This window comes from Nostoc sp. FACHB-190 (assembly GCF_014696905.1).
Lineage (GTDB): Bacteria > Cyanobacteriota > Cyanobacteriia > Cyanobacteriales > Nostocaceae > Nostoc_B.
This window is the reverse complement of record NZ_JACJQW010000011.1, coordinates 105809-131559: the sequence shown is the minus strand read 5'-3', so window position 1 is coordinate 131559 and position 25751 is coordinate 105809. Positions and strand designations below refer to the sequence as shown.

Sequence of the window (25751 nt, the reverse complement as noted above, 5' to 3'; positions counted from 1 at the left end):
AAGCACAATCCAGACGCACACCAGAAAGAAATTGTCCGCTATTTGACAAGTTTAGAAGTCCAAACAACTCGAAAAAATAAAAGGTGATTTTTATGCTCACTAACAAGGAAACTGCGTTGGAATGGCAGTTTCAATACTATTTGATTAAACCGCCTAATAGCAATGACAAAAAGAGGAATTGACAATGGATGAAATACAGAAAGAAGTGATCGCTGCTAGTAACAGCGATCGCCAAATAAAAAAAAATTCTTCTGCTCAAGATTCTAACAGCATTAACACAATAACGCCTAAGCTACTTCTTCAGGAATTGCAATCAATACCTAAAGATTGGGCACTGGTTGCAGTGGGGAATCATAAAGCTCCATTGGGAAATAACTGGCAAAATACTCCTTTGGAACTACATGATTTTGAAGCAGCAGTCGAAACTGGAGAATTCCAATGCCTAAAAATGAAGAAACAGGATGGCAAAATCATTAATACGCCTGTTTCTCGGTGGTGTGCAGTTGGCGTTCTTTGTGGAACTCCATCAAACGGGTTAGTGTTTGTTGATCATGATGGAGCAAGTTGTGACGACCTAATTCAGAAACTTTCACAACAGTCTGTTGAAGCGGCATTACCTCAAACAGTTACCTTAACATCAGGTAGAGAAGGACGCTATCAGGCTATTTATCGAGTACCAGAAAAGTACTGGGGAGCGATCGCCACCAAAAAAATCAAACCAGACACCAAAGGAGAAGATGGCAAGCCTGAACAACTGGAACTCCGTTGGGATGGTTGTCAGTCTGTTGTTGTTGGGTATCATCCTGTTACAGGAGCCTATCAATGGTTTCCGGGACAGTCACCTGCGGAATGTGAGATTGCAGAAGCTCCTTTATGGATAATTGAGCAAATGCTGGAGAATACATCTCCGCATCAACTTACTCAGTCAAAATCTAAGACTTTAAATAGTGTACGAACATGGACTGACAAGCAATGGGCTTTATCTTACCTCAATGCTATTCCTTCAACCGAAAACTACGATATCTGGATTAAGGTTGGAATGGCTTTACACTCTGTTAGCCAAGAATTGTTACCTGAGTGGGATAACTGGAGTCGAGGTGCTACGAACTATGAGGGAAATGCTTGTGCAGCGCATTGGCAGTCTTTTAAATCTGGTAAGGGTATTGGGTTAGGCACATTAGGATTATTCGCTAAACAGAATGGTTGGCAATCTCCATTTAGTATTAATAGAAGCGAGAGCAAGGATGATCAAAAGTCTTTATCATCATGTCTTGAACAATCTGAAGATATAGAGGAATTGGCTCAAGAGGTTCAACAACTTCTTGAAATCACTGAGGAACCTGCACCTGTTCAATCATTACTTTCTTCTCACCTGACGATTCCATTAACGTGCTTAGCCAAACGATTCAATGTTCCGCTCGAAACTTTTATTGGAGTTTTCTTACCTGTTGCAGGTTCTTTATTAAGGGTTAATACTTATATCGAAATTGATGCTGCTACAAACTTCTGTCCACCTGCAATTCTGTGGATGGGTTTGGTTGGTGAAACAGGGACTACAAAATCACCGATTTTCAATAGCATACTGAATCCGCTGGAGGAGTTACAGGCAGATGCGGAAGAGGCTTATAACCAGGAATTAGACCAATGGCAAAAACTCTCCAAAGATGAGAGAGAAAATATACCTACTGAACCAACTCCGCGAGAGTATTACCTTCAAGATGCAACTTTAGAGGCGATCGCTGATTATTTAAGCAAACAACCAAATCGAGGAATTATTTTTGATGTTGATGAATTAGCAGGATTATTTGCTGGGTTTAATCAATATCGTCCTCAAGGCAAAGGTAATGATCGTCAAAAATGGCTATCTGCTTATGACGGTAAAGCTATTAAGATTAACCGCAAAACTGGCCCTAGAGTGTCGGTACCTCGTACATCTGTAAGCGTGGTAGGAACAATTCAACCCTGTGTTTTACAAAAACAGATGGGTAACTTGAAGGAAGATGACGGTTTTTGGCCTAGATATATGTGGATTCAGGTACCATTAACCGAAATGCCACCACCTGGTGGTGATACAACCCATAACCTCTCAATATTGCTTCAAACACTTTACAAGAACTTAGAAAACTTGCCGCCTAAGACTTACAAACTGAATCAACGTGGGCAACAAGTTTGGAAAGAATGGCATTGTTGGTGTGAAAAGCAGAAAGTTTCTGAACCAAATCCTGCATTGAGAGCTATTTATCCAAAATCTAAAGAGAGAGCAGCTAGGATTGCTCTGATAATCCATTGTGTAAATGCCATTGTTGATGATCGAATACCGGAACCTATCGTGCCAAGCGAGATATTGGAGGCAGCGATATCATTTACAAATTGGTTGATTGGTCAAGCTCGTCTGATTTATGCTGACTCTGGCATAACTAGTCATCCAGATTCATCAAAAATTACCCGATTTGTAGAACGGTTTAGAGGAACGGGCTGGATTACTGCAAGGAAAGTTACTCATTGGTCATCGAGCCGTGAGAAACTAAGTGCTGATATGGCTAGAGCATTCATGAGACAGGTTATCGATTTGGGTTATGCAGTTGATAATCAACAGTCTGGTAGAGCTTACCAAATCAGAATCAAAGATGACTCTGGTAATACTGGTAACAATGTACTCTAACTGCTTTGTGCAATAGCTTTGAAGCTTGGTAACAAAAGTGTTAACAGGCTGGTAACAAATAGCAATGTAAGGCTTGAATGCCTTAGCGGAAGGGTATCTAATGACGGTAACAAAGATTTTACAATCATGAGTATTCTGTTACCGTCGATCTCTTTCCTTTCAAATAACCAAATATCAAAGGATGTATTAAGTTGCAGAAAAGCCTGTTACCAAATAGTTAATAAGTTTGTTACCAGTCTAGAAGCTTCCTGAGCTAAAGAATCTAATGTAATTTGTTACCAAATTACCAACTTCCATCTTTACGTTATCGAGCAAGTTTATTAAAAGCGGCACAATATTTTCATCTAGGTAAATATTTATTACTGTATCTAGCGAACTATTGCACTTATGTAGGTTTGTTGACTGAATACTATTCTGGGGTAAAACTGGGGTAAAACTTGATGATAATGCTTAAAAACTTCATAAATGCGTTATTTTATGAGGTCTGCAAAACCTTTATCCCCCGGTTCAAATCCGGGTGTCGCCTTTTAAGAATATCAAGGTTATGGGGCTTTCAAGCCCTTTTTTGTTTAGCGTTCAAGGTTTAATTTTCAAAGCCTTCAACCATTTTTGGGGTTATTTTGGGGAAACAACTGGGGTAAAAATGTCAGGCAAAGGTTTTTACCCCAGTCAATTAGCTTATGGAATCTCAAAAATCTTAAAGTATTGCCCCTAGGCGTTCAGTGCAGATAAATAACTCTAACAGCAGTCTCCAATTAGTTTTTTCCACCCTATTATTACGCCGACAGGAGAGCTAAAAACTAAGCGTTTCTACTTTTTGACAGGACAATAAGTAGTTAGACAGCTTTATTTAATGTAGTCTACTTCATTAGACTAGGAAAGTCTATAGATTGATAAATACACTATTCATATTTAATATCTTCCCACTCTCCCCATTCATCTTTACACCACCCAAAACTACGCCAACATCCACGACTATTAGATTGTCTTTCAAAAACAAACTCAATGACACTTTCACCTGTTGTAAGACACAGGCGCTTTTTACTAATAGCGTCAAACAAAAATAGCGTCAGGCTAACATGAAAAACATTGTCTCCATTTTCAGTACCAACCATATCACCGCCTATCACAGCTAACCAAACTGTAGATAGGGGAGATTTTTCTGTTTCCATTGTCCACATCCATCGACAAAATGAAGGAGAATGCAGTTTTTTCGTATCTAAATAAATTTCTGTATCGCGTTTAAAATTATGACCCATAAACTCCTGAAAATCATCCAATAGAGCATCGATAATTTCATAAAAATCTTCTTTTGTATATGATTCATTCTCTTTACCTAGATTCCAAAGCTTTTGTTCAATATTTAATTTCATGTTTGAGTTAACCAAAATAATATGTTTATAATAGCGATATTTGAAAAACTTATATTAATTTAAATAAATTAAATTTTATCCCCTTATTTACTAGTATTAAAACTCTCTAAAATCGAACTAAATAATTATTCTTATCTTCCTTTTTGTTTTTGGCAATTCGTTAAAAAATCAAAAATGAGTTATGATACTATATATATTACTATTGCTCAATAAGCAAGTTAAAAAAATTGATTAAGCAATTTCTCAACCGACCACCAGAGGTCACGTTTGAGGATTTGCGCCTTTTTTAGAGTACTATTTGAATTTGAAGTATTCCATCATACTTTATCCTGACTCTGAAGGAGGATATGTTGCTCAAATTAAAGATTTACCTGGATGTCTCAGCCAAGGTGAAACAATAGAAGAAACGATGGAAAATATTAATGAAGCCAGAGAATTATGGATTGAAACGGCTTATGAAGCTGGAGACGAAATCCCTTTACCTATCACTGATGATAAATACAGTGGTAAGCTACTTCTGAGAATGCCAAAATCTCTACATCGTCAGTTTAGCTGAAGCATCTGAACAAGAAAATGTCAGTTTAAATCAGTATATTCTGTTTTTATTAAGTGCATCAGTTTAACACTTGTTCAATATCTAAATTTCTCTTAATTTCAACAGAGTGGGTGTTCTGTGCTAAAAGATAGTATGATTTTCAGCCTGAACACTCACCATGACTAATGCCTTTAACCGACTTGCACCCTTCATTCAAGAATATATCTACCATCACAACTGGACTGAATTACGACCAGTGCAAATTGCTGCTTGTGAAGTGATTTTTGACACTGATGCTCATTTGTTAGTAGCAGCAGCCACGGCGGCCGGAAAAACAGAAGCAGCATTTCTACCAGTTTTAACTGTATTACATAATTATCCTACTAATACAATTGGTGCATTATATATCGGCCCAATCAAAGCTTTAATTAATGACCAATTTGAACGCCTCAATGGCTTACTTAAAACAGCAGATATTCCTGTTTATCATTGGCATGGTGATGTGGCTCAAAGTCGCAAAAATCAGCTTTTAAAAAAGCCTCAAGGCATTCTTCAAATTACGCCAGAATCTTTAGAGAGTTTATTAATAAATAAACATCATGATTTAGTGCGTTTGTTTGGAGATTTAAAATTTGTCATCATTGATGAAATTCATGCCTTTATGGGTTCGGAACGTGGTTGTCAGATTATTTGTCAATTGCAGCGTTTAGCCAATGCAATTCAATCACAACCCAGGCGTATTGGTTTATCAGCTACTCTTGGTGATTATTCAATGGCGGAAGAATGGCTACGTTCGGGAACTGATAAACAAGTAATTACTCCTAAAATTGAAGCTGGTAAACGTCAAATTAAACTGGCTGTCGAACATTTTTATATTCGTGATGATATTAATTCATCGGAAATATATGATAATTATCTTTTTAATCTTAGCCAAAATAAAAAATGTCTGATATTTGCGAATAACCGCACTCAAACTGAATCTGTAATTGCTTCCCTGCGGCAAATTGCTCAAGCACAAGCACAAGCAGATATTTATCATGTCCATCACGGGAGTATCTCAGCTAGTTTGCGCCAAGCTGCGGAAAAAGCTATGCAAGAACCCCATTACCCTGCTGTAACTGCGGCAACACTTACCTTAGAATTAGGTATCGATATTGGTAATTTAGAGCGAGTCATTCAGTTAGAATCACCTTTGTCTGTAGCTAGTTTTTTACAAAGGTTGGGACGGGTTGGAAGAAGAGGTGAAACGGCGGATATGCGCTTTGTTTGTGCTGAAGATGAACCTTTATCGGAAGCATATCTGCCTGAGCAAATTCCCTGGCAACTTTTACAGTGTATTGCCATTATTCAACTGTATTTAGAGGAACGCTGGATTGAGCCGATAAAGCCGCCAAAATATCCTTTGAGTTTGCTTTATCATCAGACAATGAGTATTTTATTAGCGGCAGGAGAATTATCCCCAGCGAATTTAGCTAAACAAGTTTTAAATATGCCACCTTTTGCGGCAATTTCTCCAGCCGATTTTAAATTGTTGTTACGTTATTTAATTGATATTGGTCATATTCAACAAACTGAGCAAGGTAAATTAATTATCGGTTTGACTGGGGAAAAGATAGTCGGAAGATTTCAATTTTATGCTGTGTTTGCTGACAATCAAGAATATACCGTAAAGCAAGGCACAACAGAAATTGGTAGTATTGTGACACCGCCACCTGTGGGGAATCAATTTGGTTTAGCTGGTCGCACTTGGGAAGTTTTAGAAGTTGATTTTAAAAAAAAGTTAGTTTTAGCTAAACAGGTAGATGGTAAAGCGACTGTTTATTGGCGTGGTGGTGGCGGTACTATTCATACTAAAATTTTACAACGAATGCGACAGGTTTTAATAGAAGATGTTGAATATAGCTATTTACAAAAAAATGCTCAACAACGCCTAAAAACAGTTAGAGAATTATTTCAGTCTGCTGGATTAGCGAAATCTTATATATTGCCATTAGATAAAAATAAATGTTGTATTTTCCCTTGGATGGGAACAGTAGCTTATCGCACTTTAGAAAGATTTCTGAATGCTTTTTGTCGAGAATCTTTAGAAATTAGTAGTATGGGTGGAATGAACCCTTATTATATGATTTTGAAATTAGGCAAAGGTAAGCTGAAATATCTGCAATCAGAAATTGCTTCTTTGTGTGAGCAAAGAATTTCCGCCGAAGATTTAATCAGTACAGCCGAAGCTCCAGAAATGCAAAAATATGATGAATTTATTCCCCATGCTTTATTACGCAAAGCTTTCGCTTATGATTATTTAGATATAGAAGAACTCAGACAGCAAGTTGCTCTTTGGCAAGTTACGGAATGCGATCGCACTTAAGATAGATGTTTTTTAAATAAAACAATTCAGATGTCGGACTGTAAAACATTAAATATACTCTCCTAGAAATCAAGCTCTGACTTCTGCTAGAGGAATCTTTACCTTTGTTACAGATAGTCTTGATATGTCTTGGATAAAGTTGATTGGTTTCAAAATAGGTGAGATTTTAGCTCAATTTCATCACTAACTTATATTTAAAGTCAGCCAATTAACTCCAAAAACCTCAAGATAATGGAGTACAGTCCGGTCATGATACATTTAATTTCTCAGGTATTTTCTCGTATTAATTCCCTGTTAAATCAATTTCAGGTAAAGCAGTTTGTCGCTGTAGTATTAGTAGGATTTTTAGTCTTGACGACAAACGCTAATATTGAGCGTGGTAACACCAAAGCTGTCACTAGAGAGCTTGATAGAGTTGTACATCAGGATAAGGCTGATAGACCAAAAACTACTGGTGAGTGGAACAGAGAAGCTCGTCAAACTGAAAATGACCCTGGTAAACGCGCTGAAAGAATTGCGAAAGAATCAGCAGAGGCTGTTAAACAATGGGGTTCAGTTTATCCTGATACAGCTAAACGCAGCGCCAACAGTGTAGATGAAAATACAAGATAGGTATTGAAGAAGGGTTTAGGGGTATAGGGGTGTACTTCGACCCTTCTCCTGCCGGAGACGCTACGCGAACGACAGGCTCAGGGCGGCGCTGCGCTCAGTAAGCAGGGTGTAGGTTTTCAAAACCCCTACACCCATTCTCAACAGTCAGTCCAACAATTTTAAGCTTTGAGGCTGAAAATCTTTTCGATTACATCTTCAACGACTTTATCGGGGGTGGATGCGCCAGAAGTCACACCGACGACGATTTTACCTGCTGGTAGCCAATTTTCGGCGATCGCTAATTCTCCATTTAACTGGCGATGTTCAATAGCGTCACCAGATTTAATTCGTTCTACGGAATCAATATGGTAAGAAGGAATACCCTTTTCAAAGGCAATTTGTTGTAATTGCGTAGTATTTGATGAGTTAAACCCACCAATTACCACCATTAAATCTAATTCATGTTGTACTAATTCCAACATGGCATCTTGTCGTTCTTGGGTAGCATCACAGATGGTATTAAAGCTTTGAAAATGCTCGTTTAACTGGTCGGGGCCATATTTCTGCATCATCGTCCGTTCAAACAATTTACCAAGCTGCTCAGTTTCCCCTTTTAACATAGTAGTTTGGTTAGCAATCCCCACCCGTTCTAAATCTTGATCTGGGTCAAAACCAGCAGAACAAGCTTTAGCAAATTTTTGCAAAAATTCTTCTCGATTACCACCATTTAAAATGTAGTCAGCAACATATTGTGCTTCTTTTAAATTTAGGACAATTAAATATTTGCCAGCAAAGGAACTAGTTGCAACTGTTTCTTCATGTTTATATTTACCGTGAATAATGGAGGTGTAATCGATTTTTTTATGCTTTTCCACGGTATTCCAAACTTTAGATACCCAAGGACAAGTTGTATCAACTATTTTGCAGCCTTTATCGTGTAATATCTGCATTTCTTGAACGCTGGCTCCAAATGCAGGTAGGATAACTACATCGTTGTTGTCCACCACCGAAAAGTCTTTTTTGCCTGTTTCTACAGGAATGAATTTTACTTCCATTTCCTGCATTCGCTGATTCACAGAAGGATTATGGATAATTTCGTTAGTAATCCATATACGTTCGGTGGGGAAGTGCTGACGAGTTTCGTAAGCCATTGCAACAGCGCGTTCTACACCCCAGCAAAACCCAAAAGCTTGGGCTAACCGGATGGTAACATCACCCCGTTGCAGACTGTAATTGCGATCGCGGATTTCTTGAATCAAACTGCTGTGATACTCAGATTGCAACTGGGTTGTGACTTCGGCTTGATGGCCAAACCCCTTGCGATTGTAATTTTCTGAATGTTGGAGTGAACGTTTAAAAGCTTTTGTATCCATGTTTAACTCTGTGGTGTCTCCTCCTTCTGATTTTCGCGCGTGAAGACCAAATTTAGAAGTATGAAGTGTAAAGTCTAAAATTTTCCCCCACTCCCCACTCCCTACTCTCCACTCCCCGATGTAGTATAAATCTGCAATGCAGTCCGCCAAACCAGATAGCCGGCAGGACTGAGATGTAAACCATCTGTGGAAAGTTCCGGGCGGAGATTACCTTGTTGATTAGCAAATAAGGAATATAAATCGAGATATTTTGCCTTACGTCTAGTGGCTATACGTTGTAATTGTTCATTTAATAAGCGAATGCGACTATTAGGAATAGTTAAAAGTTTGTCTCGTCCTTCCCAGGTGGCTTCTTCTGCGCCATGTGGCAAAATCGACTGAACAACTATTTTGGCTGTGGGATGAGTTTTGCGGAGGTATCTGATAATTTGCCGCAGATTCTCTAAAATCACTTCATCACTTTCTCCCCGAATGAGGTCATTAATGCCAATCATGACAAAAATCACCTCTGGTTTAGTGCTATCAAATATATCTAATCTTTTTAAGAGTCCTGTACTGTTTTCGCCAGAAACTGCTTGATTTAGCCAATATCGATTTTCTGGTAATAATTCTGTGGGGAACCAGAGGCTGATAGAGTCTCCCACCAAGATACTTAAATGCTCAGGATTTTTTTCAGTAGCAGCTTGAGCTTCTTGTTTAAGAATATCTAACCACTGTTGGTAATTAAGTTGATGATGACGGCCTAACTCTGGTGCGACAGTTTGGGATGTATTGATTGTTTGCTGTGACGGCGAACCACCAAAAACGGCGGTCAATCTCTGCTTTTGCAAAATTAGCAGGATGACCGCCAACATCAGTATGCCGTTGGTTGCCAACGATAACAATGCCCAAGTGGGGAAGGTTTTTGCAGAAGTGGTCACGACTAGCGAAATTTGCCAATAATTTGACTCAAATTTTATCCGCTAGTTCGCAAAAGTCACACTATATTTAGTAATTGCTTTTACATTGACCACTATCTGCGGAGATGAGCAAACTGTTGGGGAATTAAGAAATAGGTCTATCCCCACCAAATTCAGAGTTGTAACCTTCCTCACCGTGTTCGTTGATATCCAAACCTTGAATTTCCGTTTCTTCTTTAACACGCAAACCAATGGTAGCATCGATTACTTTGAGAATAATAAATGTACCAACTGCGGCGATCGCATAAGCAACTACAATTGCTACTAGTTCTACTCCTAGTTCACCAAAGTTACCTTTGAGTACACCATCTTTACCTGCGGAATTAACCTGGCTTGTGGCAAAAATAGCGGTTAAGATTGCTCCGACTGTACCACCTACACCATGTACAGGATAAGTATCTAAGGCATCGTCAACTTGGAGTTTATGTTTGAAACTGACGGCATAGAAGCATACAGTAGCAGTAATAAAACCAATTAAAATCGCAGCTAACGGAGTAACAAATCCGGCGGCGGGAGTAATACCAACCAGACCTGCAACTGCACCTGTGGCTGCACCTACGGCTGTGGGTTTACCCCGGAGAAATGCTTCTAAAAGCAGCCACATCAACGCACCCGCAGCAGCAGAGGTATTAGTAGCGACAAAGGCTGTAGTTGCTACGTTTGTCGCTACATCACCAGAAGTTCCACTAGCAATAGATAAAGCACTACCAGCATTGAACCCAAACCAACCAAACCACAGCAAGCCAGCACCTAATAAAATAAAAGGTACGTTGTGAGGCGGGCTGAGGCGGTCGGGGTGAGTTTTGCGGGGGCCGAGAACAATTGCAGCGACTAAGGCCGATACACCAGAACTAATGTGAACGACTGTACCACCAGCAAAGTCAAGAGCGCCTAAACCACCGTATAAGCCGAGAAATCCACCTTTAGCCCAAACCATGTGAGCCAGGGGGCTATAAATAAAGGTTGACCAAAGTAAGACAAACAAACTGTAAGCGCGGAAACTCATCCGTTCCGCGATCGCACCAGAAATCAAGGCTGGGGTGATAATGGCAAACATGGCTTGATAAATCATGTATGCCTGATGGGGAATTGTCGGAGCATAAGAAACTACTTCTTGTGGTTCGGAACCTTGGAGATAATTTGTTGTTTCTAGCCCGACACCATTTAACCCCAGCCATTGTAAACCACCGATAATCGCGTTTCCTGGTGCAAATGCCAAGCTATAGCCCCACAAAACCCAGGTAACACCTACAATTGCCATCAACACAAAGCTCATCATTAAGGTGTTGAGGATATTGCGCGATCGCACAAATCCACCGTAAAAAAACGCTAATCCTGGTGTCATCAACAAAACCAGTGCAGATGATACCAGCATAAAAGCTGTATCTCCTGTATCAGCCGCAGGTGGTGTGGCTGCTGATGTTTGGGCGTAAGCACTACCTATGAGCGGCCATGCTAACAGAAATATAGAAACAGCCGCGATCGTCAAAACTTTCTTGAACACTTGTTTCTGTCCCTTTCTCACATCAGTCAATTTTTTTGTATACTTAATTACATTTCATGCTTTTTTATCATTGGTTTTTGTCGTGAAAGATACCCAACAGTATTGATTTTTAAAAGATTAACAAAAATATAATCCTTGTGATAGTTGTTCAGATATTAATTAATGTGTATCTATAAAATTTTTATATTATTCTTCGAGTCACCTTATTTCTGTAAGGGTTTTAAAAACGCTGTAGTTTGAGTTAGCATCTTCACCACATAATCAGTGAGAAATTCACAAGAGAAATTGCACTTAGTTCCGAGGTGCGAACATGATAATTAGAACACTAAGTAATGCGACACAAGTACCAATCAGGTCATAAGTATCGGGTGTAACTTTATCTACTCGCCAACCCCAAAGCATTGCCATAAAAATAAACACACCACCATAAGCCGCATAAACTCGACCAAAATTTGCAGGTTGAAAAGTAGAAATTACACCGTACAAAACTAAAGTAATTCCACCTAAAATTCCTAACCAAAACGACTGGCCTTGTCTTAACCACAACCAGATGAGATAACAGCCGCTTAGTTCAAATAAACCAGTCCAGACAAAATATATTAGAGATTTCATCATCATCAAAAACTCAAATATTAAAGTTAATCTGTAACCTCTCACCTGTTAACTCATATTGAATAAAAAAACCGCCCACTAAAAAGTTATGGGCGGATATTAGTCAGCAATAAGATGTAGAGACTTACAGAGTACTTGGTAAATCACCACCTGATGAAATTTCTCCAGAACTTGTCCCTTCCGAAAAACCACTAGGACTAGCTTCTTTGAGGAATCCACTGTAAGCTTCCATACCGTGTTCACCGATATCTAAGCCTTCTAATTCTTCTTCTCTGGTGACTCTAATGCCTAAAGTTGCTTTCAGCACTAACCAGAAGATGCTGCTAACAAGAACAGTCATTCCCCCTACTGCGGCCGCACCTAAGAACTGAGTAATAAACTGTCCTATGCCACCACCGAGAAATAAACCCTTAGCAGGGCCAAGACCTTCACCATACCAAGAGTAAACACCAGGGCCGACAGAAAATAAACCAACGCACAGAGTTCCCCAAACACCACAAACCAAGTGAACTGAGGTAGCACCAACTGGGTCGTCAATACCAATTTTGTCAAAAAATGGTACAGCGAAAACCACTACAATACCAGCAATCAAGCCAATAACTATGGAACTAGGAATGCTGACGTAAGCACAAGATGCGGTAATACCCACCAAACCAGCCAAAATTCCGTTAATAATCATGGATAAGTCTGGTTTACCCAAATACACCCAAGCGGTAATTGTGGCAGCAATTCCACCAACTGCACCCGCCATGTTGGTTGTCAAAGCAATGTGAGTAATTGCATTCGGGTCAGCCGCCATCACCGAACCAGGGTTGAAACCAAACCAGCCCAACCACAGAATTAAGCAACCCAAAGTAGCAATACTCATATTGTGGCCAGGCAGAGCCACAACTTGCTTATCTTGATATTTCCCGATGCGTGGGCCAAGAAAGGCCGCTCCCATCAATGCAGCCCAACCACCAACGGAGTGAACGACAGTAGAACCAGCAAAATCCCAAAAACCCACATCTGCCAGCCAGCCAGCGCCCCAAATCCAGTGTCCAGTAATGGGGTAGGCAATACCGACAAGTAATAAGCTGAAAACTAAGAAGTCAACAAACTTAATCCGTTCTGCGACAGCACCAGACACAATTGTGGCTGCGGTTCCAGCAAACACTAGCTGGAATAAGAACTTGGCAGCTAGAGGAACGCCTGCCCAACTCAGGGCGCTAAATACTCCTTGATAAGCATCGCCAGTAGCAGGGCTGTTATCTACACCTGCTAAGAACAAGCCACTAAGTCCGATAAAGTCATTGCCATTGCCAAACATTAAACCAAACCCGATCGCCCAAAATGCTACGGTCGATAAGGCAAAAACAATTAAGTTTTTGGCAAGAACGTTAACGGCGTTTTTCTGACGGCAAAACCCGGTTTCTAACATTCCAAAACCGGCGTTCATAAAGAATACTAAAAAGGCAGCGATCGCCACCCATAATGTATCAAGTGCAATTTTTAAATCTGCTGTTGTTGGCCCCGCAGGCGCTGGAGTTTGAGCAACCGCTACATAACTCCATCCCAAAACAATTAAACAAGCCAAAGGTAAACAAGCCCGCCAACTGGGAGACAATCGCTTAATTGCTAAATTTAACTGCTTGACTTTTGAGTTAAATCCTGTGCTTTTAGCGTAATTTCTGGCCGATGATCGCCTGATTTTTGTTTTTGATTTTTGTCTTTGCATGAGTTTGAACCTCACCCTCCAAACCTTCCTAAAAGGAAAAACATCTAGAGCAAAAAAACTAATACTCTCAGTCAAAAGCAGTGGTTTTTGATTTGAACCTTTAAACCACTTATTTCCACGCTAGAAAGCCAAACAACCCAAACATAAGTTTAGAAAAATTCCTAAACTCGTTGTAAATATTTTTTGCTGTTATCCTTAAGAAATTATTATGTATTATCCGCAACCGTCAAGTATTCTTCACCTAATCTTTAATCTTGAATTGTCTTGTTTGACGTGGTTAATTGCTGGCAATTGTCAACACAATGCTGGCTAGAGAATATGCCCACATTAACACATCATTTGCATAATACACTCAGATAATGGTGACTATACTAATGTCAAGTTATCCAAAATCACATAACAGAAATTCGGCAAACGCTACTTGTTCTAAACATTGGTGAACTCACAAATAAATTTGACTGATTTTCTATTTATCAAAACTGCAATTCTGTATATTTAGATACTGTTTTTTCAAGATTGTGTTTTTTACTACGCTAAAAATAATAAAAGTAAAAACCACATCCTTTACAGGGAATGGATTGATCCTCTTTGATCAAGAAAATTTTCAAATAATATTAAATTTTTATAAAAAAAATTAATTGATTGTTACTTACTCAGTGACGTGATAATCATCACTGAAGAGGTAGGGGGAGCAAGCCCTTTCCCTAAAGTGTGGAGCGTAGCGAAACTTATGTAAAAAGCCCCGCCCAGACTCCCCACACCCCCCACACTTCCCACACCCCCACACTTCCCACACCCGCTACCCATACGTGAGAAATTCGGGCTTACTCCCTGCCTATTTTGATCTGCGGTTAAAGTTCTTCTTTGAGATATTGTTCATAACCTAGCTGTGTTAATTTTGCTTGCTTGTTCATCACCAATTCCGATAGAGATTGGCGGTATTGCTGTACTTTGGCGAATAAATCTGGTTGGTGAGTAGCCAAAATTTGTACAGCTAATAGCCCAGCATTCTTGGCATTCCCAATGGCGACTGTCGCCACTGGGATACCTGCTGGCATTTGGACAATAGAATATAAAGAATCAACGCCTTGCAAATTGCGGGTAGCCACAGGTACGCCAATTACTGGTAAAGCTGTAAGAGAAGCTACCATACCAGGGAGATGGGCTGCACCACCAGCACCGGCGATAATTACCTTAAGACCCCGTTCATGGGCGGTTTGGGCATACTGCACCATCCGTTCTGGGGTACGATGGGCAGAAACTATCGCCACTTCTGTTTCTATACCAAATTCTGTGCAAACTGCGATCGCATCTTTCATAGTGGGCAAATCAGAGTCGCTGCCCATGATAATACCGACAAGGGGAGACATAGAATTTTTGATTTTGGATTTTGGATTTTCGATTAAAGGCTGATTGCGAGATTTAGAATCGTGTCAGACTTAGACTTAGCTACTTTCAGTCCAAGGTGATGACCCAAGCAACACACAAACCCATCGCTTCAAATGTAGATATTATCAATGCGCGTGTACCTGGTTATCAAGATTTACAGATGCTCTTAGTGAATCACGAAGGTGTGATTGAACAAATCTTGCCAATGGGTACGGTATTCAAACGAGTTCCACCACCTGATTTACAAATATTGGATGTAGCTGGTGATTGGATTTCATTAGGCGGTGTTGATTTACAGATTAATGGGGCGCTAGGCTTGGCGTTTACCGAACTAACACCAGAAAACGCGGCAATGTTGCCAAAAATTTCGCAATATTTGTGGGATGCTGGTGTCGATGCTTATGTACCAACATTAGTCACTACTGCCATCGAAAATATTCAGCGATCGCTGGCTATTATTGCTGATTTCGCTGCTCATTCCACAACTGGGGCGAAAATTCTCGGTGTACATCTAGAAGGGCCATTTTTAAATTATGGTAAGCGTGGCGCACATCCAGCCGAATATCTCTTACCTCTGACAATTGAGGAAGTCAAACGGGTATTAGGGGATTATGCCTCAATTGTCAAAATTATCACCCTAGCACCAGAATTAGATCCTGGCAGTGAAGTCATAGCATATTTGCGTTCTTTGGATATCACCGTCAGTTTAGGACATTCCCAGGCAACTGCCGACCAAGCCCAACAAGCCTTTGATTTGGGTGCAACGATGGTAACTCATGCTTTTAACGCCATGCCACCTTTACATCACCGCGAACCGGGATTATTGGGGGCCGCCATTACCAATCCCAATGTTATGTGTGGTTTGATTGCCGATGGGCAGCATGTCACGCCGACAATGCTAAAAATTCTCTTGCGGGCGACTCAAGAACTATTCTTAGTCAGTGATGCCCTAGCACCTCTGGGGCTACCTGATGGGATATATCCTTGGGATAGTCGCCACATTGAAGTTAAAAACGGTACAGCCCGGTTACTAGATGGCACATTGACAGGCACGACTTTGCCGTTATTCGTGGGAGTACAAAACCTGTTGAAATGGGGAATTTGTGATGTCGAAAGAGCGATCGCTTTAGCTACTAATGCCCCCAGAAAAGCCATGAATTTGCCTGTAATTTCATCAGGGCAACCTGCTGATTTATTACGCTGGCATTGGGATAAAACTACCAAAGAACTCACTTGGCAGCGATTATAGATAGAGGCAAGCTGTTAAACATTTAAGAAAGCACATGAAAGCCGCTCCTAAATGATTTATCAGCATCTCTCTTCCTTGTCTCCCTTATCTCCCTTGTCTTTGTTGTTCACATATCAACTAGGACTGCTATATTCACAGCTTGATTGAATTGACTTGCCCCGACATACTCCCATAAAAAAAGAGTGGGAGGAGGCATACCAATCGCCTCATTCTCCCACTCAACATTTGCTGCTGTAGCGTCCAGGATAATGTATGAACATTGCCGTTTTATTTAGGGGGCTAAGTTGTGCGAAAATGGCAATATCTATACATTTTTAACCCTGGTTGCAGCAAATGTGAAGCCTGATTTATTCATCTATATTTTACAAATTAATTATCTATGATTTGCTATTAAATATATATAGCAATCAACAGTAAAATCGGTGTTTCATTTGCTAGGTAGACCCTGATAACAAAACCCTTGAAGTCGTTTATCTTTTATAAATTTAGCGTAGTTAATTAGAGTCAGGTTGCCATTTTGGCAGGTTTTTCAGCATTAACCAAAAACTTTGAGTGTTAATCACTCCAAAGCAGAATACATCAAATTTCCTGCTGAATCAGAATCAAAATTCATCGCAACCCGACTGGGAATCAAAAACGCGATCGCACAATATTTTTTCAACTCAGCAATCAAGCTTGATCAGAACTCTCAAAAACTATGCGCTGGTTTAACGGCTGAATTGGACGTGCATTATGGGGAAATAACTGGGAAAATTTAGCTATCTGTTCACTGGATACCTCAACGGGAGTTTCCATGATGTACCATGACACATTTTCGGAACAGGGTGGAGTTGTAAGAGAACCAGAATAAGTGAGAAATCTGCGTTCTGTTGGTAAAAGTTCAGCAGCGTTGATGATGGTATCTTTTAGCTGATTTTCCTTTCCCTGGGTTTGGGGTACAGCATCCCAAATTTTTTGCAGATGGGGGTGAAACTCTCCGGCTTTTAAGAATACGCCAACCACTGCTAAATTACCTGCTTGACTGCGGTGAACGAAATGCAGTTCCATATTGTATTCTGCGCCATTGAGGTGGTGTTCGCTGGGGTGGTGGAAATGGAACTGAAGCAGCTGATAAACTTGGCGATCGCTTTCTATATAACTTCCTGGTTGATAATTAATTTGAATCGTTTTACCGTTATTAATTAAACTTAAGGGTGTTGGCTGATATTTAACTATTAATAAATCTTGATTATTTTTAGCAAGACTTTTAACACTATCAAATTGTAAATTAATTGGTGTTTGTCTTTTACCTGTATAACAAAGTTGAAAATCTGGTGAAAGTTTACCCCAATATTCTGGCCCTTGTTTGCCGATATATCCCCAATTTGTTGCGGCTGCTGCTGGGGAAGTTAAACAACTAGAAACAGAAGTTCCCACAGCAGTCATCCCCATTAATTGTAGTAGCCGCCGTCTGTTGAAAATCTTACTCATACCAATTTTTGGATGTGGGATTAACAGCGTTGATTAATTTTTAGTACTTAGCCAATTGCTAGGGTAGCCAGAAATTAGGCAAGATAGACTTACTTACATTACGTACAGTTTCGTTGAGCGATCGCCCAATTTTAATATGTACTTCATCTTCATGTACAGGTAAAATTTCAGCAGATTGACCCTCCCCTAAATAAGACATCACAAAATTCGCCGCTTCTAAACCTGTAACATAAGCTTTTTCTTGCGACCATGAACCGTGACGGTTAATAATCCAATCACCACTCATGAATACATTGGCAAAACTTGTCCTAGCTGGCAACATATAACGATAACTACCCGGTGCAAAGTGCGTGACCGCATTTGGTAAGCGAATTACACTGCTATCAATTACTTTCGCTTGTTTGAATCCAGGTACACAAGTTGCTAAATAATTCTGCACAATTGGAATTATTTCTTCATCACTCAAACCAATAAACTGATTAGCATGATAAAAATCTGCTTCAATTACCGTTCCTGGTTCATCGTGATATTCATCATGTAAAGCATTCAAATCAAAAAATGTCCATCCAGTAGTTGCATCAAAACCAAAGCAAGCATTAGAAGGACGGGGAATATCAATTTTCCGGTCAAACCATAAGCGTGTTGCTAAAACATCAATTGCACCTAAATTATTCAGATTCCGAAACTCTTCTCGGTTTTGCAAACTAGGACTAGAAGAAACAATTTTCTTCATTCCAGTTACCCCAACCGCAAAAATTACCGCATCAGCGTTAAATACTTCATCACCACAAACTACACCAGTGGCGCGATTTTGCTCATCAATAATTAAGTCAGTTACACGATGTTTTGCGAATACTTTACCGCCAGCTTTTTCAATTTTTTCTACCCAAGGACGGAAGATTTTTTCGCCTACAGTTCCGCGACACCAAACCACATCAAAATTCGGCTGATGCGCCAAAATAAAATAATAAAGCATTCCTAATGTGGCGGCGGCAGAACATTGTTCACCAGGGGCGAATAAGCCTACTAACAACATCGGCTCAAAGGCATCACGATAAAGTCTAGCAGATACACCAAAATCTTTGAACAATTCCCGCGCGGTAACAGAATCATAACGCCGCCAAGCTGCATCGGAATTATCAAAATCAACCACAGCATACAGTAAAGGTAAGGCGCTGAGACGGTCAATTAATGGCAATCGCTGAAAGTGCGTATAGAGAAATGTGCCAAGAGGTGCGGGTAGTTGGGGTAATTCTTGAAAAATGGGTGATTCTACTTCTAAGCCGGCGGGTGAATATTGAGCAGAACGAGTCCAGGTAGTGAAGGGGTTAATATCTAATTCGTTGATTAGGGCAAAAATATTTTTGTAAGGATACCAAAAACCATGAATCCCAGCTTCTACAGATTTCCCCCCAGGAGTTTTCCAACCTGCAACAAGTCCGCCAGGATAGGGGCCTGCTTCCAGAAGTGTCACATTGTATCCTTGCTTGGCTAAATGGTAGGTTGCGCCTAAACCAGCCCAACCCGCACCCACGACTACTACATTTTTTTGTTGTGACGCTTCTACCATTTTGCTCTCCAATTGTTGCAGCCCATCAATAATGTATACGAACTTGCGTTCAGAGGGAGAGGGAAGAGAAGATTAATTCAGCTAATCACCGATTTTTGATGATGCCAAAATTTGAGGAACAACTAGAATTTATTTATGCCAGCGATCGCAACCAATGGCGGGAGTGGTTAGGCAAAAATCATCTCACTTCCCCTGGTATCTGGTTAGTTTATTACAAAGTCAAAAGTGGTCAACCCAGCGTCAGATATAGCGAAGCAGTTCAAGAAGCTTTATGTTTTGGGTGGATTGATAGTAAAGTTAAATCTTTAGATGAAAACCGCTATCAGCAAATTTTTACACCACGCAAACCCAAAAGCGTTTGGTCAAAATTAAATAAGCAATACATTGAAGAGTTAATTGCAGCAGGTTTAATGACAGAATTTGGTCTGGCTAAAATTGCTGATGCGAAAGAAGATGGCTCATGGACTTCTTTAGATGCGATCGAAGCATTAATCATTCCTCTAGATTTGCAACAAGCTTTAGCAGCCAACTCTTGGGCTAACCTCAATTTTGCAGCCTTTAGTAATTCCACCAAGAAAAACATTCTTTTTTGGATTGAAAATGCCAAACGTCCAGAAACTAGGTTAAAGAGAATTGAGCAAACCGTAACTTCAGCCACGCAAAACAGAAATCCATTGAGCCGTTAGTTTAAAATTTGTAGCTTAAAACTTGAATCACCTTATCTTCTGGTAACTTGCCAGGAGTGATGGTAATGGTGTCACTGTTGCTACGGCGGACGGTGATCCCTTGCACCAAATTGAGAAATTCATCCAAAGGTGATATGTCACAAGCATTTGCATCAGCAGCTTGGGTGCGGTAGTGAGTCGGAATTACCACTTTGGGATTTAACACCTCTATTGCTTGTTTAGCTTCCTCGGCATTATAAGCTTTCGCACTACCGCCTACAGGAATAAACACCACATCAGGACGACCCATGAGAATTTTTTGTTCAAGGGTAATGGGTGCAGCAATTCCGCCTAGATGTAAGATATTAATTCCTGCTTGTTGCCAACTCCAGGCGGTATTTTTGCCGAATTGTCTTCCACCTTTGCGATCGTGATCTGTGGAAATTCCTTGAAATTTTATCCCCTGAAAATCATAAACGCCAGCTTCGTATACTAGTTTAGGATTCCCTGGTAAATCTTCTACTGCGCCTTCGTCTAATAATTGACTGCTAATTAAGACCAAGTTTGCACTCACTTTTGGCGCACGATAACCAGCAGTACAACCAACTGTGCGGAAGGGATTGGCAAGAATTTTTACTCCGCCACCAGAAATTAGAAAGCAAGTATGACCCAACCACTGAACTGATAAACCGCCAGACTGTGCGTCAGCTTCAGAGTGAGAACCTAAAGTAGAAACTAAAGCTGTGACTAACCCCGCCCCAGCATAGCCCATCAATTGTCGCCGTTTCATTAATCACTCTCTCGTCGGTAATTGTTCCAGAAAGTTTCGCAATAACTGTTTTCCTGAAGAAGTTAGCACACTTTCTGGGTGAAACTGGACTCCTTGGATGTGAGGATAGTTCCGATGGCGCACTCCCATAATTGTGCCATCTTCAACCCAAGCCGTGATTTCTAACACTTCGGGGCAAGTTTCGCGGTCAATCACCAAACTATGATATCTGGTGGCGGTCATCGGATTTTCTATTCCTTGAAAAACTCCCACATCAGTGTGTGTTACCTGGGAAGTTTTGCCGTGCATTAACTCTGGAGCAGAGACGATTTTACCACCAAATACTTGACCAATACTTTGATGCCCCAAGCACACACCTAAAATTGGCAAGCTTGGTCCGAGTTTTTCAATCAAATCCAGCGATATACCCGCATCTTCTGGGCGGCCAGGCCCAGGTGAAATTACCACAAGGTCGGGTTGTAAATCTTGGATTTCTACGATGGTAATTTTATCGTTGCGAAAAACTTGAATGTCTGATGCTATGGGAAACTCTGCTGCTAGTTCTCCTAAATACTGCACCAAATTGTATGTAAAACTGTCGTAATTATCAATGACTACAATCACGGCCTAGACTCCTGGTGATCATTACCAGATTCTAGCCGTCAGCGTCAGTAATTATGTCATTCAAGGTTGAGAAATTTTTATGGATAAGTTTGACTAATATCTAAACTTAAAACTTGGACATAATTAATATGATTAATGGCGGTAGCAATAAGGTACAAGCTACTAAGATAGCGACTAAAGCAGAAACAAGCACCGCACCCGCCGCACAGTCTTTAGCTACTTTGGCTAATTCGTGGTAGGTCTGCTTGACTGTTAAATCTACCAAAGATTCGATCGCAGTGTTGAGTAGTTCGAGTGCGAGAACTAAGCCGCTAGTAATCCCAATGACAGCGATTTCCACAGGTGACAAATGCAAGAATATGCTTAATGCGATCGCCAAAGCACAAAAACTCACATGAATCCGAAAATTGCGTTGAGTCTGAAAACTGTAAGTAATACCAGCCCAAGCATACTTAAAGCTCACAAATAAATTAGCAGCAACTTGCCACGAAAATTCCCTTTCCTTAGTGATCAGTGATGATAACTTGTTTGGCGGTGGAGGAGAAACTTGTTGGGACATAAGCTAAAAAATAGAACAATATGTTGAGGTCAACTGGGAATTTTTGCTGATTGTACTCATCCAATCAACTTTTCGGCAATTTTCTACACGAGTATTATAAAAGGATGCCTAAAAATTAACATCGACAGACATAAAAACTTTAATATTCTATGTCAATATCAATACCCACTGTCTCCAGTAATATTACCTGCTGCTTTAGCATTTGCATTAAACTCTCATCATCAGGATGATCCCAGCCCAAAAGGTGTAACAGCCCATGCGCGGCTAACCAAGTTAACTCAGTTAATAAACTATGCCCTTGTTGTTGGGCTTGGCGTTGGGCGGTAGTTACCGAAATCACAATATCACCTAAATACACAGGTTCATCCTCCATTTCCGCATAGTCTGGAAAATCCGTTTCTAATGCAGCGAAGGCTAACACATCTGTAGGTTTATCTTGATGTCGATATTGAGCATTTAATGATTGAATTTCTGCATCGTCTGTTAAACGCAGCCCTATTTCATAGCTTGGTGCTGGCGGTAAATCAGATTGAAGATTTTCTAACCAGCGATGAAACCAATTCTCCCAAGTTTCCGCCTCAACATTGACAGCCAATTCGGGGGAAGAATCAGAAAAAATATCTTGTAAATTTAGTTCAACTTGTACCAAGTACAAACACTCCTCAGCAATGCAGGATTTTGCTTGGCCTTTAACGGGTCAGGTAAGCAAGACCAATTAAAACAGCTAATAGCCCCACAGTCGATAACAAAAAATGTTTTATGGAAGTACCGCCCTTGCGTACCATATTCCGCATCGCAAGTTTGACGTAGCTTGGTTGGGGTTCCGTTGAGGGAGAGTCACTCATAATAATTTCGTAACCAACTCTTTTATATATAAATGTAACAGTTTCCTTACATTTCTCTTGCCATTTTGTCTATTTTCGGTTGACTAGGTGTCAGGGTGCAATATATTGCACCCAGCGACTGAAGTCGCGGCTACACAAACAAAACCCGCTTACGCGGGTTACAAACCATTGATTGTGCTAGTCCGAGGACTTAGTTTGTGTAGCTACGAATTCCATTCATTGGGGTTAGGTTGCAAGATATGTGCTTACACCCCTGCACCCTTTCACCCTTACCCCCAACAGTTCATTAACCAGAACTACTATCGACTAGCTGATTTTCTTGCCGCAGGTAGGCTTGGATGAACATATCGAGGTCGCCGTTCATCACATCAGCGATCGCAGTTGTTTCGGAATTGGTACGCAAATCCTTTACCATCTGGTAAGGATGAAATACGTAGTTGCGAATTTGATTACCCCAGGAAGCTTCCACCATATCACCACGAATTTGGGCAATTTCTTGCGCCTTTTGTTCACGGGCGATAACTAACAGCTTGGCTTTGAGACGGGCGAGGGCTTTTTCTTTATTTTGCAGCTGCGATCGCTCTTCTGTACAGCGCACAGCCAGACCAGTGGGTAAATGCACAATTCGGACTGCCGTTTCTACTTTGTTAACGTTCTGTCCACCTTTACCACCAGCCCTGGATGTGGTAACTTCCAAATCTTTTTCTGGAATATCCAACTGCACAGAATTATCTATTTGGGGCATGACTTCCACCCCAGCAAAACTAGTTTGCCGTTTGCCATTGGCATTAAAAGGTGAAATCCGCACTAAGCGATGTGTACCTGTTTCTGACCGCAGATAGCCATAGGCATAACGCCCAGTAATTTCTAAAGTTGCTGATTTAATCCCCGCTTCATCACCCTCAGATTCTTCACTGAGTGCTACTTTATAACCATGTGCTTCTGCCCAACGGGTGTACATCCGCAGTAGCATAAATGCCCAATCTTGAGCATCTGTACCCCCCGCACCAGCGTTAATTGTCAACACTGCCCCTTCCGCATCGTAAGGGCCAGAAAGTAGCTGTTGTAACTCCCACTGGTCAAGGTCACGGTTGAGCTTAGTGATAGTAGATTCCGCTTCTTGCAGTAGAGACTCGTCGGTTTCTAACTCCAACAGTTCCACCACTGCTTTAGTATCTTCTAAACTGGCTCGCCACTGGTTGTAAGTATCCAAGTGGGATTTGAGTTCGTTAAGTTCTTGCAGGGTTTTTTGGGCTTCCGATTGATTTTCCCAAAATTCTGGCTGTGCTGAAATTTGTTCTAAGTCGTGAATTTTCGCTGTCAGTGCAGGTACGTCAAAGATAGTCCTGAGTTTTACCCAGGCGGCTAGACAACGTTTCGATTTCGCGTTTGAGTTCTAAGACTTCCATAGTGCTTGCTAATTTAGAGCTACTTGGATAGATTTCCTAAGTTTGCTCTTGAGATTTTATTTGTTTTTTTGATTTTAGCGGCAGTTGAGCAAATTCTCTTGCTGTGACCAAATATTTACATTGCACAGCAATGAAAAAACCGTGGCTAGTAATTTTGCACCACGGTTAAAAATTTATTAAATTTTTCTATTTATCGTTACTTAATCACGACCATTGAGGGCAATCAGCAACCGTAAGATAAAGACAAACAAGTTGATGTAAGTCAAATACATCGACAAAGCCGCAGGCAGGTATTGGTCGTTGCGGTAAGTACGGGGCAGAATATAGAAGTCTACAACTGATACGCCCACAAACAAAAATACGCCTAAACCAGAAATACCAATTTCTAGCCAAGTTGGGGTATAAACACCAAACAAAGCAAAGAGAAATTGGACTGCACAAACCACAATCAAGGCGATAACACCGAGACTGATGGTTTTTGTCAAAGCCATTCCGTCTTGTTCAGACAAATTTGAACCAACTTGACGGGCAACAATAAAGGTGACACCGCAACCAAGGGCGGCTAACCCGATGCCTTGAATACCAACACCTTGGGTTCTTAAAGCGACAAATACTAAACCACTGAGAGTATAACCCGACAAAAGGCTATAGGTTGCCAATAAAGGCAGGGCAATACCCTTATTGCCTTTTTCCGCAACATTTTGGGCAACGAAGAACAGAATTAATTCTAAAATTACCGCACCAATAAAGGTCGGGAAGAAAATTTCAGGGTTAGTACGGATAACGCCTAAACCACCGTAGGTTCCCAAGGCAGTTAGAACAAGACCACCACCAACGTAAGGTAAGGCATTGGCGATGACATTGGGGCCGATGAGGGCTTGGGTTCTAGCGTCTCGGATAGCTTCACGAAAGTTACTTGTATTGCTCATACTTGAGTTTTTCGCGCAAAAAAGTTCTGTATATTCCTATTCTTACCAAGATTTTCATTTATCAGCTAGGGGATTTTGTGCTTAACCTTAGCCTGCATCATTGTTACAAAATAATTCAGCCGTCGAAATTCAGAATCCGGAAGCAATTGTTGATGAGACTTCAGTTTACAAACTTAGCTGTGGTTAGGTTTGAGGAATTTCATTAGTTTTTGTAATCAACAATTTGTGAGATAAATATTAATTTTAATATTTTGCAATATTTTTATTTTTCAGGAGAAATATAGTTAAATCAAAAATTTCAACTGCTGATTTTTGGGATATTGCCGACTATGGCTAAATATTTCTGGATAAGTCCAGCATTTAACTACAAAAATATCTAGGTTTGCTACAAAAAATAAATATTAATTAACTCAGCAAGTTCATAGATAAAACACTAATCACCTGCAACAACTGAGTTAGGAAAATCATGCGTAAAAACACTGAATACCAGAGATAGAGCCGAATTAAGTTCAGTGGAACGACGATGGTTTAATCAGCGTGGTCTAAGGAAAATAATTACAGCTTTGAAGAACTATATACGCA

22 protein-coding genes are annotated in these 25751 nt (G+C 40.4%); 6 read left to right on the top strand and 16 right to left on the bottom strand.

Annotated features, from left to right (window positions below; translation table 11 throughout):
- Nucleotides 1-184 precede the first annotated feature (184 nt).
- Nucleotides 185-2662, top strand: coding sequence for a DUF3987 domain-containing protein (locus tag H6G28_RS14775; RefSeq protein ID WP_190671651.1), 2478 nt, complete (start codon nucleotides 185-187; stop codon nucleotides 2660-2662).
- 902 nt (nucleotides 2663-3564) lie between these two features.
- Here H6G28_RS14775 and H6G28_RS14770 read toward each other — a convergent pair.
- Nucleotides 3565-4035 (bottom strand): hypothetical protein, encoded by a 471-nt coding sequence (locus H6G28_RS14770; RefSeq protein WP_190594578.1) that lies wholly within the window; start codon nucleotides 4033-4035, stop codon nucleotides 3565-3567.
- Between the two features lie 304 nt (nucleotides 4036-4339).
- On the opposite strand from H6G28_RS14770, the gene H6G28_RS14765 reads away from it, so the two are divergent.
- The 3 genes from H6G28_RS14765 to H6G28_RS14755 all read left to right on the top strand — a co-directional run bounded on the left by H6G28_RS14765 (nucleotide 4340) and on the right by H6G28_RS14755 (nucleotide 7547).
- On the top strand, nucleotides 4340-4591 hold the full coding sequence (locus H6G28_RS14765; RefSeq protein ID WP_242049275.1) for a type II toxin-antitoxin system HicB family antitoxin: 252 nt from the start codon (nucleotides 4340-4342) through the stop codon (nucleotides 4589-4591).
- A 157-nt stretch (nucleotides 4592-4748) separates the two neighbouring features.
- The gene (locus tag H6G28_RS14760; RefSeq protein WP_190671649.1) at nucleotides 4749-6935 is read left to right on the top strand and encodes a DEAD/DEAH box helicase; all 2187 of its coding nucleotides are present in this window, start codon (nucleotides 4749-4751) and stop codon (nucleotides 6933-6935) included.
- 249 nt (nucleotides 6936-7184) lie between these two features.
- Nucleotides 7185-7547, top strand: a complete 363-nt coding sequence (locus tag H6G28_RS14755) for a phage tail protein (protein WP_190594576.1) — start codon at nucleotides 7185-7187, stop codon at nucleotides 7545-7547.
- 158 nt (nucleotides 7548-7705) lie between these two features.
- On the opposite strand, the gene H6G28_RS14750 is transcribed toward H6G28_RS14755, so the two are convergent.
- From H6G28_RS14750 to purE, 6 genes are all read right to left on the bottom strand, one after another.
- A complete protein-coding gene (locus H6G28_RS14750; protein ID WP_190594575.1) occupies nucleotides 7706-8899 on the bottom strand; it encodes a 4-hydroxy-3-methylbut-2-enyl diphosphate reductase in 1194 nt (397 codons plus the stop codon).
- 101 nt (nucleotides 8900-9000) lie between these two features.
- Nucleotides 9001-9819 carry an SGNH/GDSL hydrolase family protein gene (locus H6G28_RS14745; RefSeq protein ID WP_190594574.1) on the bottom strand — a complete coding sequence of 273 codons (819 nt, stop codon included), beginning with the start codon at nucleotides 9817-9819 and terminating at the stop codon, nucleotides 9001-9003.
- A gap of 124 nt (nucleotides 9820-9943) precedes the next feature.
- A complete protein-coding gene (locus H6G28_RS14740) occupies nucleotides 9944-11362 on the bottom strand; it encodes an ammonium transporter (protein WP_190671647.1) in 1419 nt (472 codons plus the stop codon).
- A 291-nt stretch (nucleotides 11363-11653) separates the two neighbouring features.
- On the bottom strand, nucleotides 11654-11977 hold the full coding sequence (locus H6G28_RS14735) for a YnfA family protein (protein ID WP_190594591.1): 324 nt from the start codon (nucleotides 11975-11977) through the stop codon (nucleotides 11654-11656).
- A gap of 121 nt (nucleotides 11978-12098) precedes the next feature.
- Nucleotides 12099-13691 carry an ammonium transporter gene (locus H6G28_RS14730; RefSeq protein WP_190671645.1) on the bottom strand — a complete coding sequence of 531 codons (1593 nt, stop codon included), beginning with the start codon at nucleotides 13689-13691 and terminating at the stop codon, nucleotides 12099-12101.
- Between the two features lie 851 nt (nucleotides 13692-14542).
- The gene (purE, locus tag H6G28_RS14725; protein ID WP_190671644.1) at nucleotides 14543-15061 is read right to left on the bottom strand and encodes a 5-(carboxyamino)imidazole ribonucleotide mutase; all 519 of its coding nucleotides are present in this window, start codon (nucleotides 15059-15061) and stop codon (nucleotides 14543-14545) included.
- Nucleotides 15062-15159: 98 nt separating this feature from the next.
- On the opposite strand from purE, the gene nagA reads away from it, so the two are divergent.
- On the top strand, nucleotides 15160-16329 hold the full coding sequence (gene nagA, locus H6G28_RS14720; RefSeq protein ID WP_190594570.1) for an N-acetylglucosamine-6-phosphate deacetylase: 1170 nt from the start codon (nucleotides 15160-15162) through the stop codon (nucleotides 16327-16329).
- A gap of 669 nt (nucleotides 16330-16998) precedes the next feature.
- Here the strand turns inward: nagA and H6G28_RS14715 are convergent.
- Both H6G28_RS14715 and H6G28_RS14710 read right to left on the bottom strand, forming a co-directional pair.
- A complete protein-coding gene (locus H6G28_RS14715) occupies nucleotides 16999-17799 on the bottom strand; it encodes a carbonic anhydrase (protein WP_190594985.1) in 801 nt (266 codons plus the stop codon).
- A gap of 58 nt (nucleotides 17800-17857) precedes the next feature.
- A complete protein-coding gene (locus H6G28_RS14710) occupies nucleotides 17858-19369 on the bottom strand; it encodes a hydroxysqualene dehydroxylase (RefSeq protein ID WP_190671642.1) in 1512 nt (503 codons plus the stop codon).
- 101 nt (nucleotides 19370-19470) lie between these two features.
- Between H6G28_RS14710 and H6G28_RS14705 the strand changes: the two genes are divergently transcribed.
- Nucleotides 19471-20055 carry a YdeI/OmpD-associated family protein gene (locus H6G28_RS14705; protein WP_190594987.1) on the top strand — a complete coding sequence of 195 codons (585 nt, stop codon included), beginning with the start codon at nucleotides 19471-19473 and terminating at the stop codon, nucleotides 20053-20055.
- Nucleotide 20056: 1 nt separating this feature from the next.
- On the opposite strand, the gene H6G28_RS14700 is transcribed toward H6G28_RS14705, so the two are convergent.
- The 7 genes from H6G28_RS14700 to H6G28_RS14670 all read right to left on the bottom strand — a co-directional run bounded on the left by H6G28_RS14700 (nucleotide 20057) and on the right by H6G28_RS14670 (nucleotide 25169).
- The gene (locus H6G28_RS14700; protein WP_190671640.1) at nucleotides 20057-20824 is read right to left on the bottom strand and encodes an MBL fold metallo-hydrolase; all 768 of its coding nucleotides are present in this window, start codon (nucleotides 20822-20824) and stop codon (nucleotides 20057-20059) included.
- A gap of 3 nt (nucleotides 20825-20827) precedes the next feature.
- Nucleotides 20828-21427: an anthranilate synthase component II gene (locus tag H6G28_RS14695; protein WP_190671638.1), complete on the bottom strand. Its 600-nt coding sequence runs from the start codon at nucleotides 21425-21427 to the stop codon at nucleotides 20828-20830.
- 106 nt (nucleotides 21428-21533) lie between these two features.
- Nucleotides 21534-21986: a diacylglycerol kinase family protein gene (locus H6G28_RS14690; RefSeq protein WP_190594990.1), complete on the bottom strand. Its 453-nt coding sequence runs from the start codon at nucleotides 21984-21986 to the stop codon at nucleotides 21534-21536.
- A 139-nt stretch (nucleotides 21987-22125) separates the two neighbouring features.
- Nucleotides 22126-22635, bottom strand: a complete 510-nt coding sequence (gene ybeY / locus H6G28_RS14685; RefSeq protein ID WP_190594991.1) for an rRNA maturation RNase YbeY — start codon at nucleotides 22633-22635, stop codon at nucleotides 22126-22128.
- 40 nt (nucleotides 22636-22675) lie between these two features.
- Nucleotides 22676-22831 (bottom strand): DUF3285 domain-containing protein, encoded by a 156-nt coding sequence (locus H6G28_RS14680; RefSeq protein WP_083468722.1) that lies wholly within the window; start codon nucleotides 22829-22831, stop codon nucleotides 22676-22678.
- Nucleotides 22832-23117: 286 nt separating this feature from the next.
- Nucleotides 23118-24240, bottom strand: a protein-coding gene (gene prfB / locus H6G28_RS14675; RefSeq protein WP_190594992.1) for a peptide chain release factor 2 whose coding sequence is annotated in 2 segments (ribosomal slippage) — nucleotides 23118-24167 and nucleotides 24169-24240 — 1122 coding nt in all. Because the reading frame shifts where the segments join, the coding sequence is not laid out codon by codon here.
- 200 nt (nucleotides 24241-24440) lie between these two features.
- Nucleotides 24441-25169: a Bax inhibitor-1/YccA family protein gene (locus H6G28_RS14670; protein WP_190671636.1), complete on the bottom strand. Its 729-nt coding sequence runs from the start codon at nucleotides 25167-25169 to the stop codon at nucleotides 24441-24443.
- Between the last annotated feature and the right edge of the window lie 582 nt (nucleotides 25170-25751).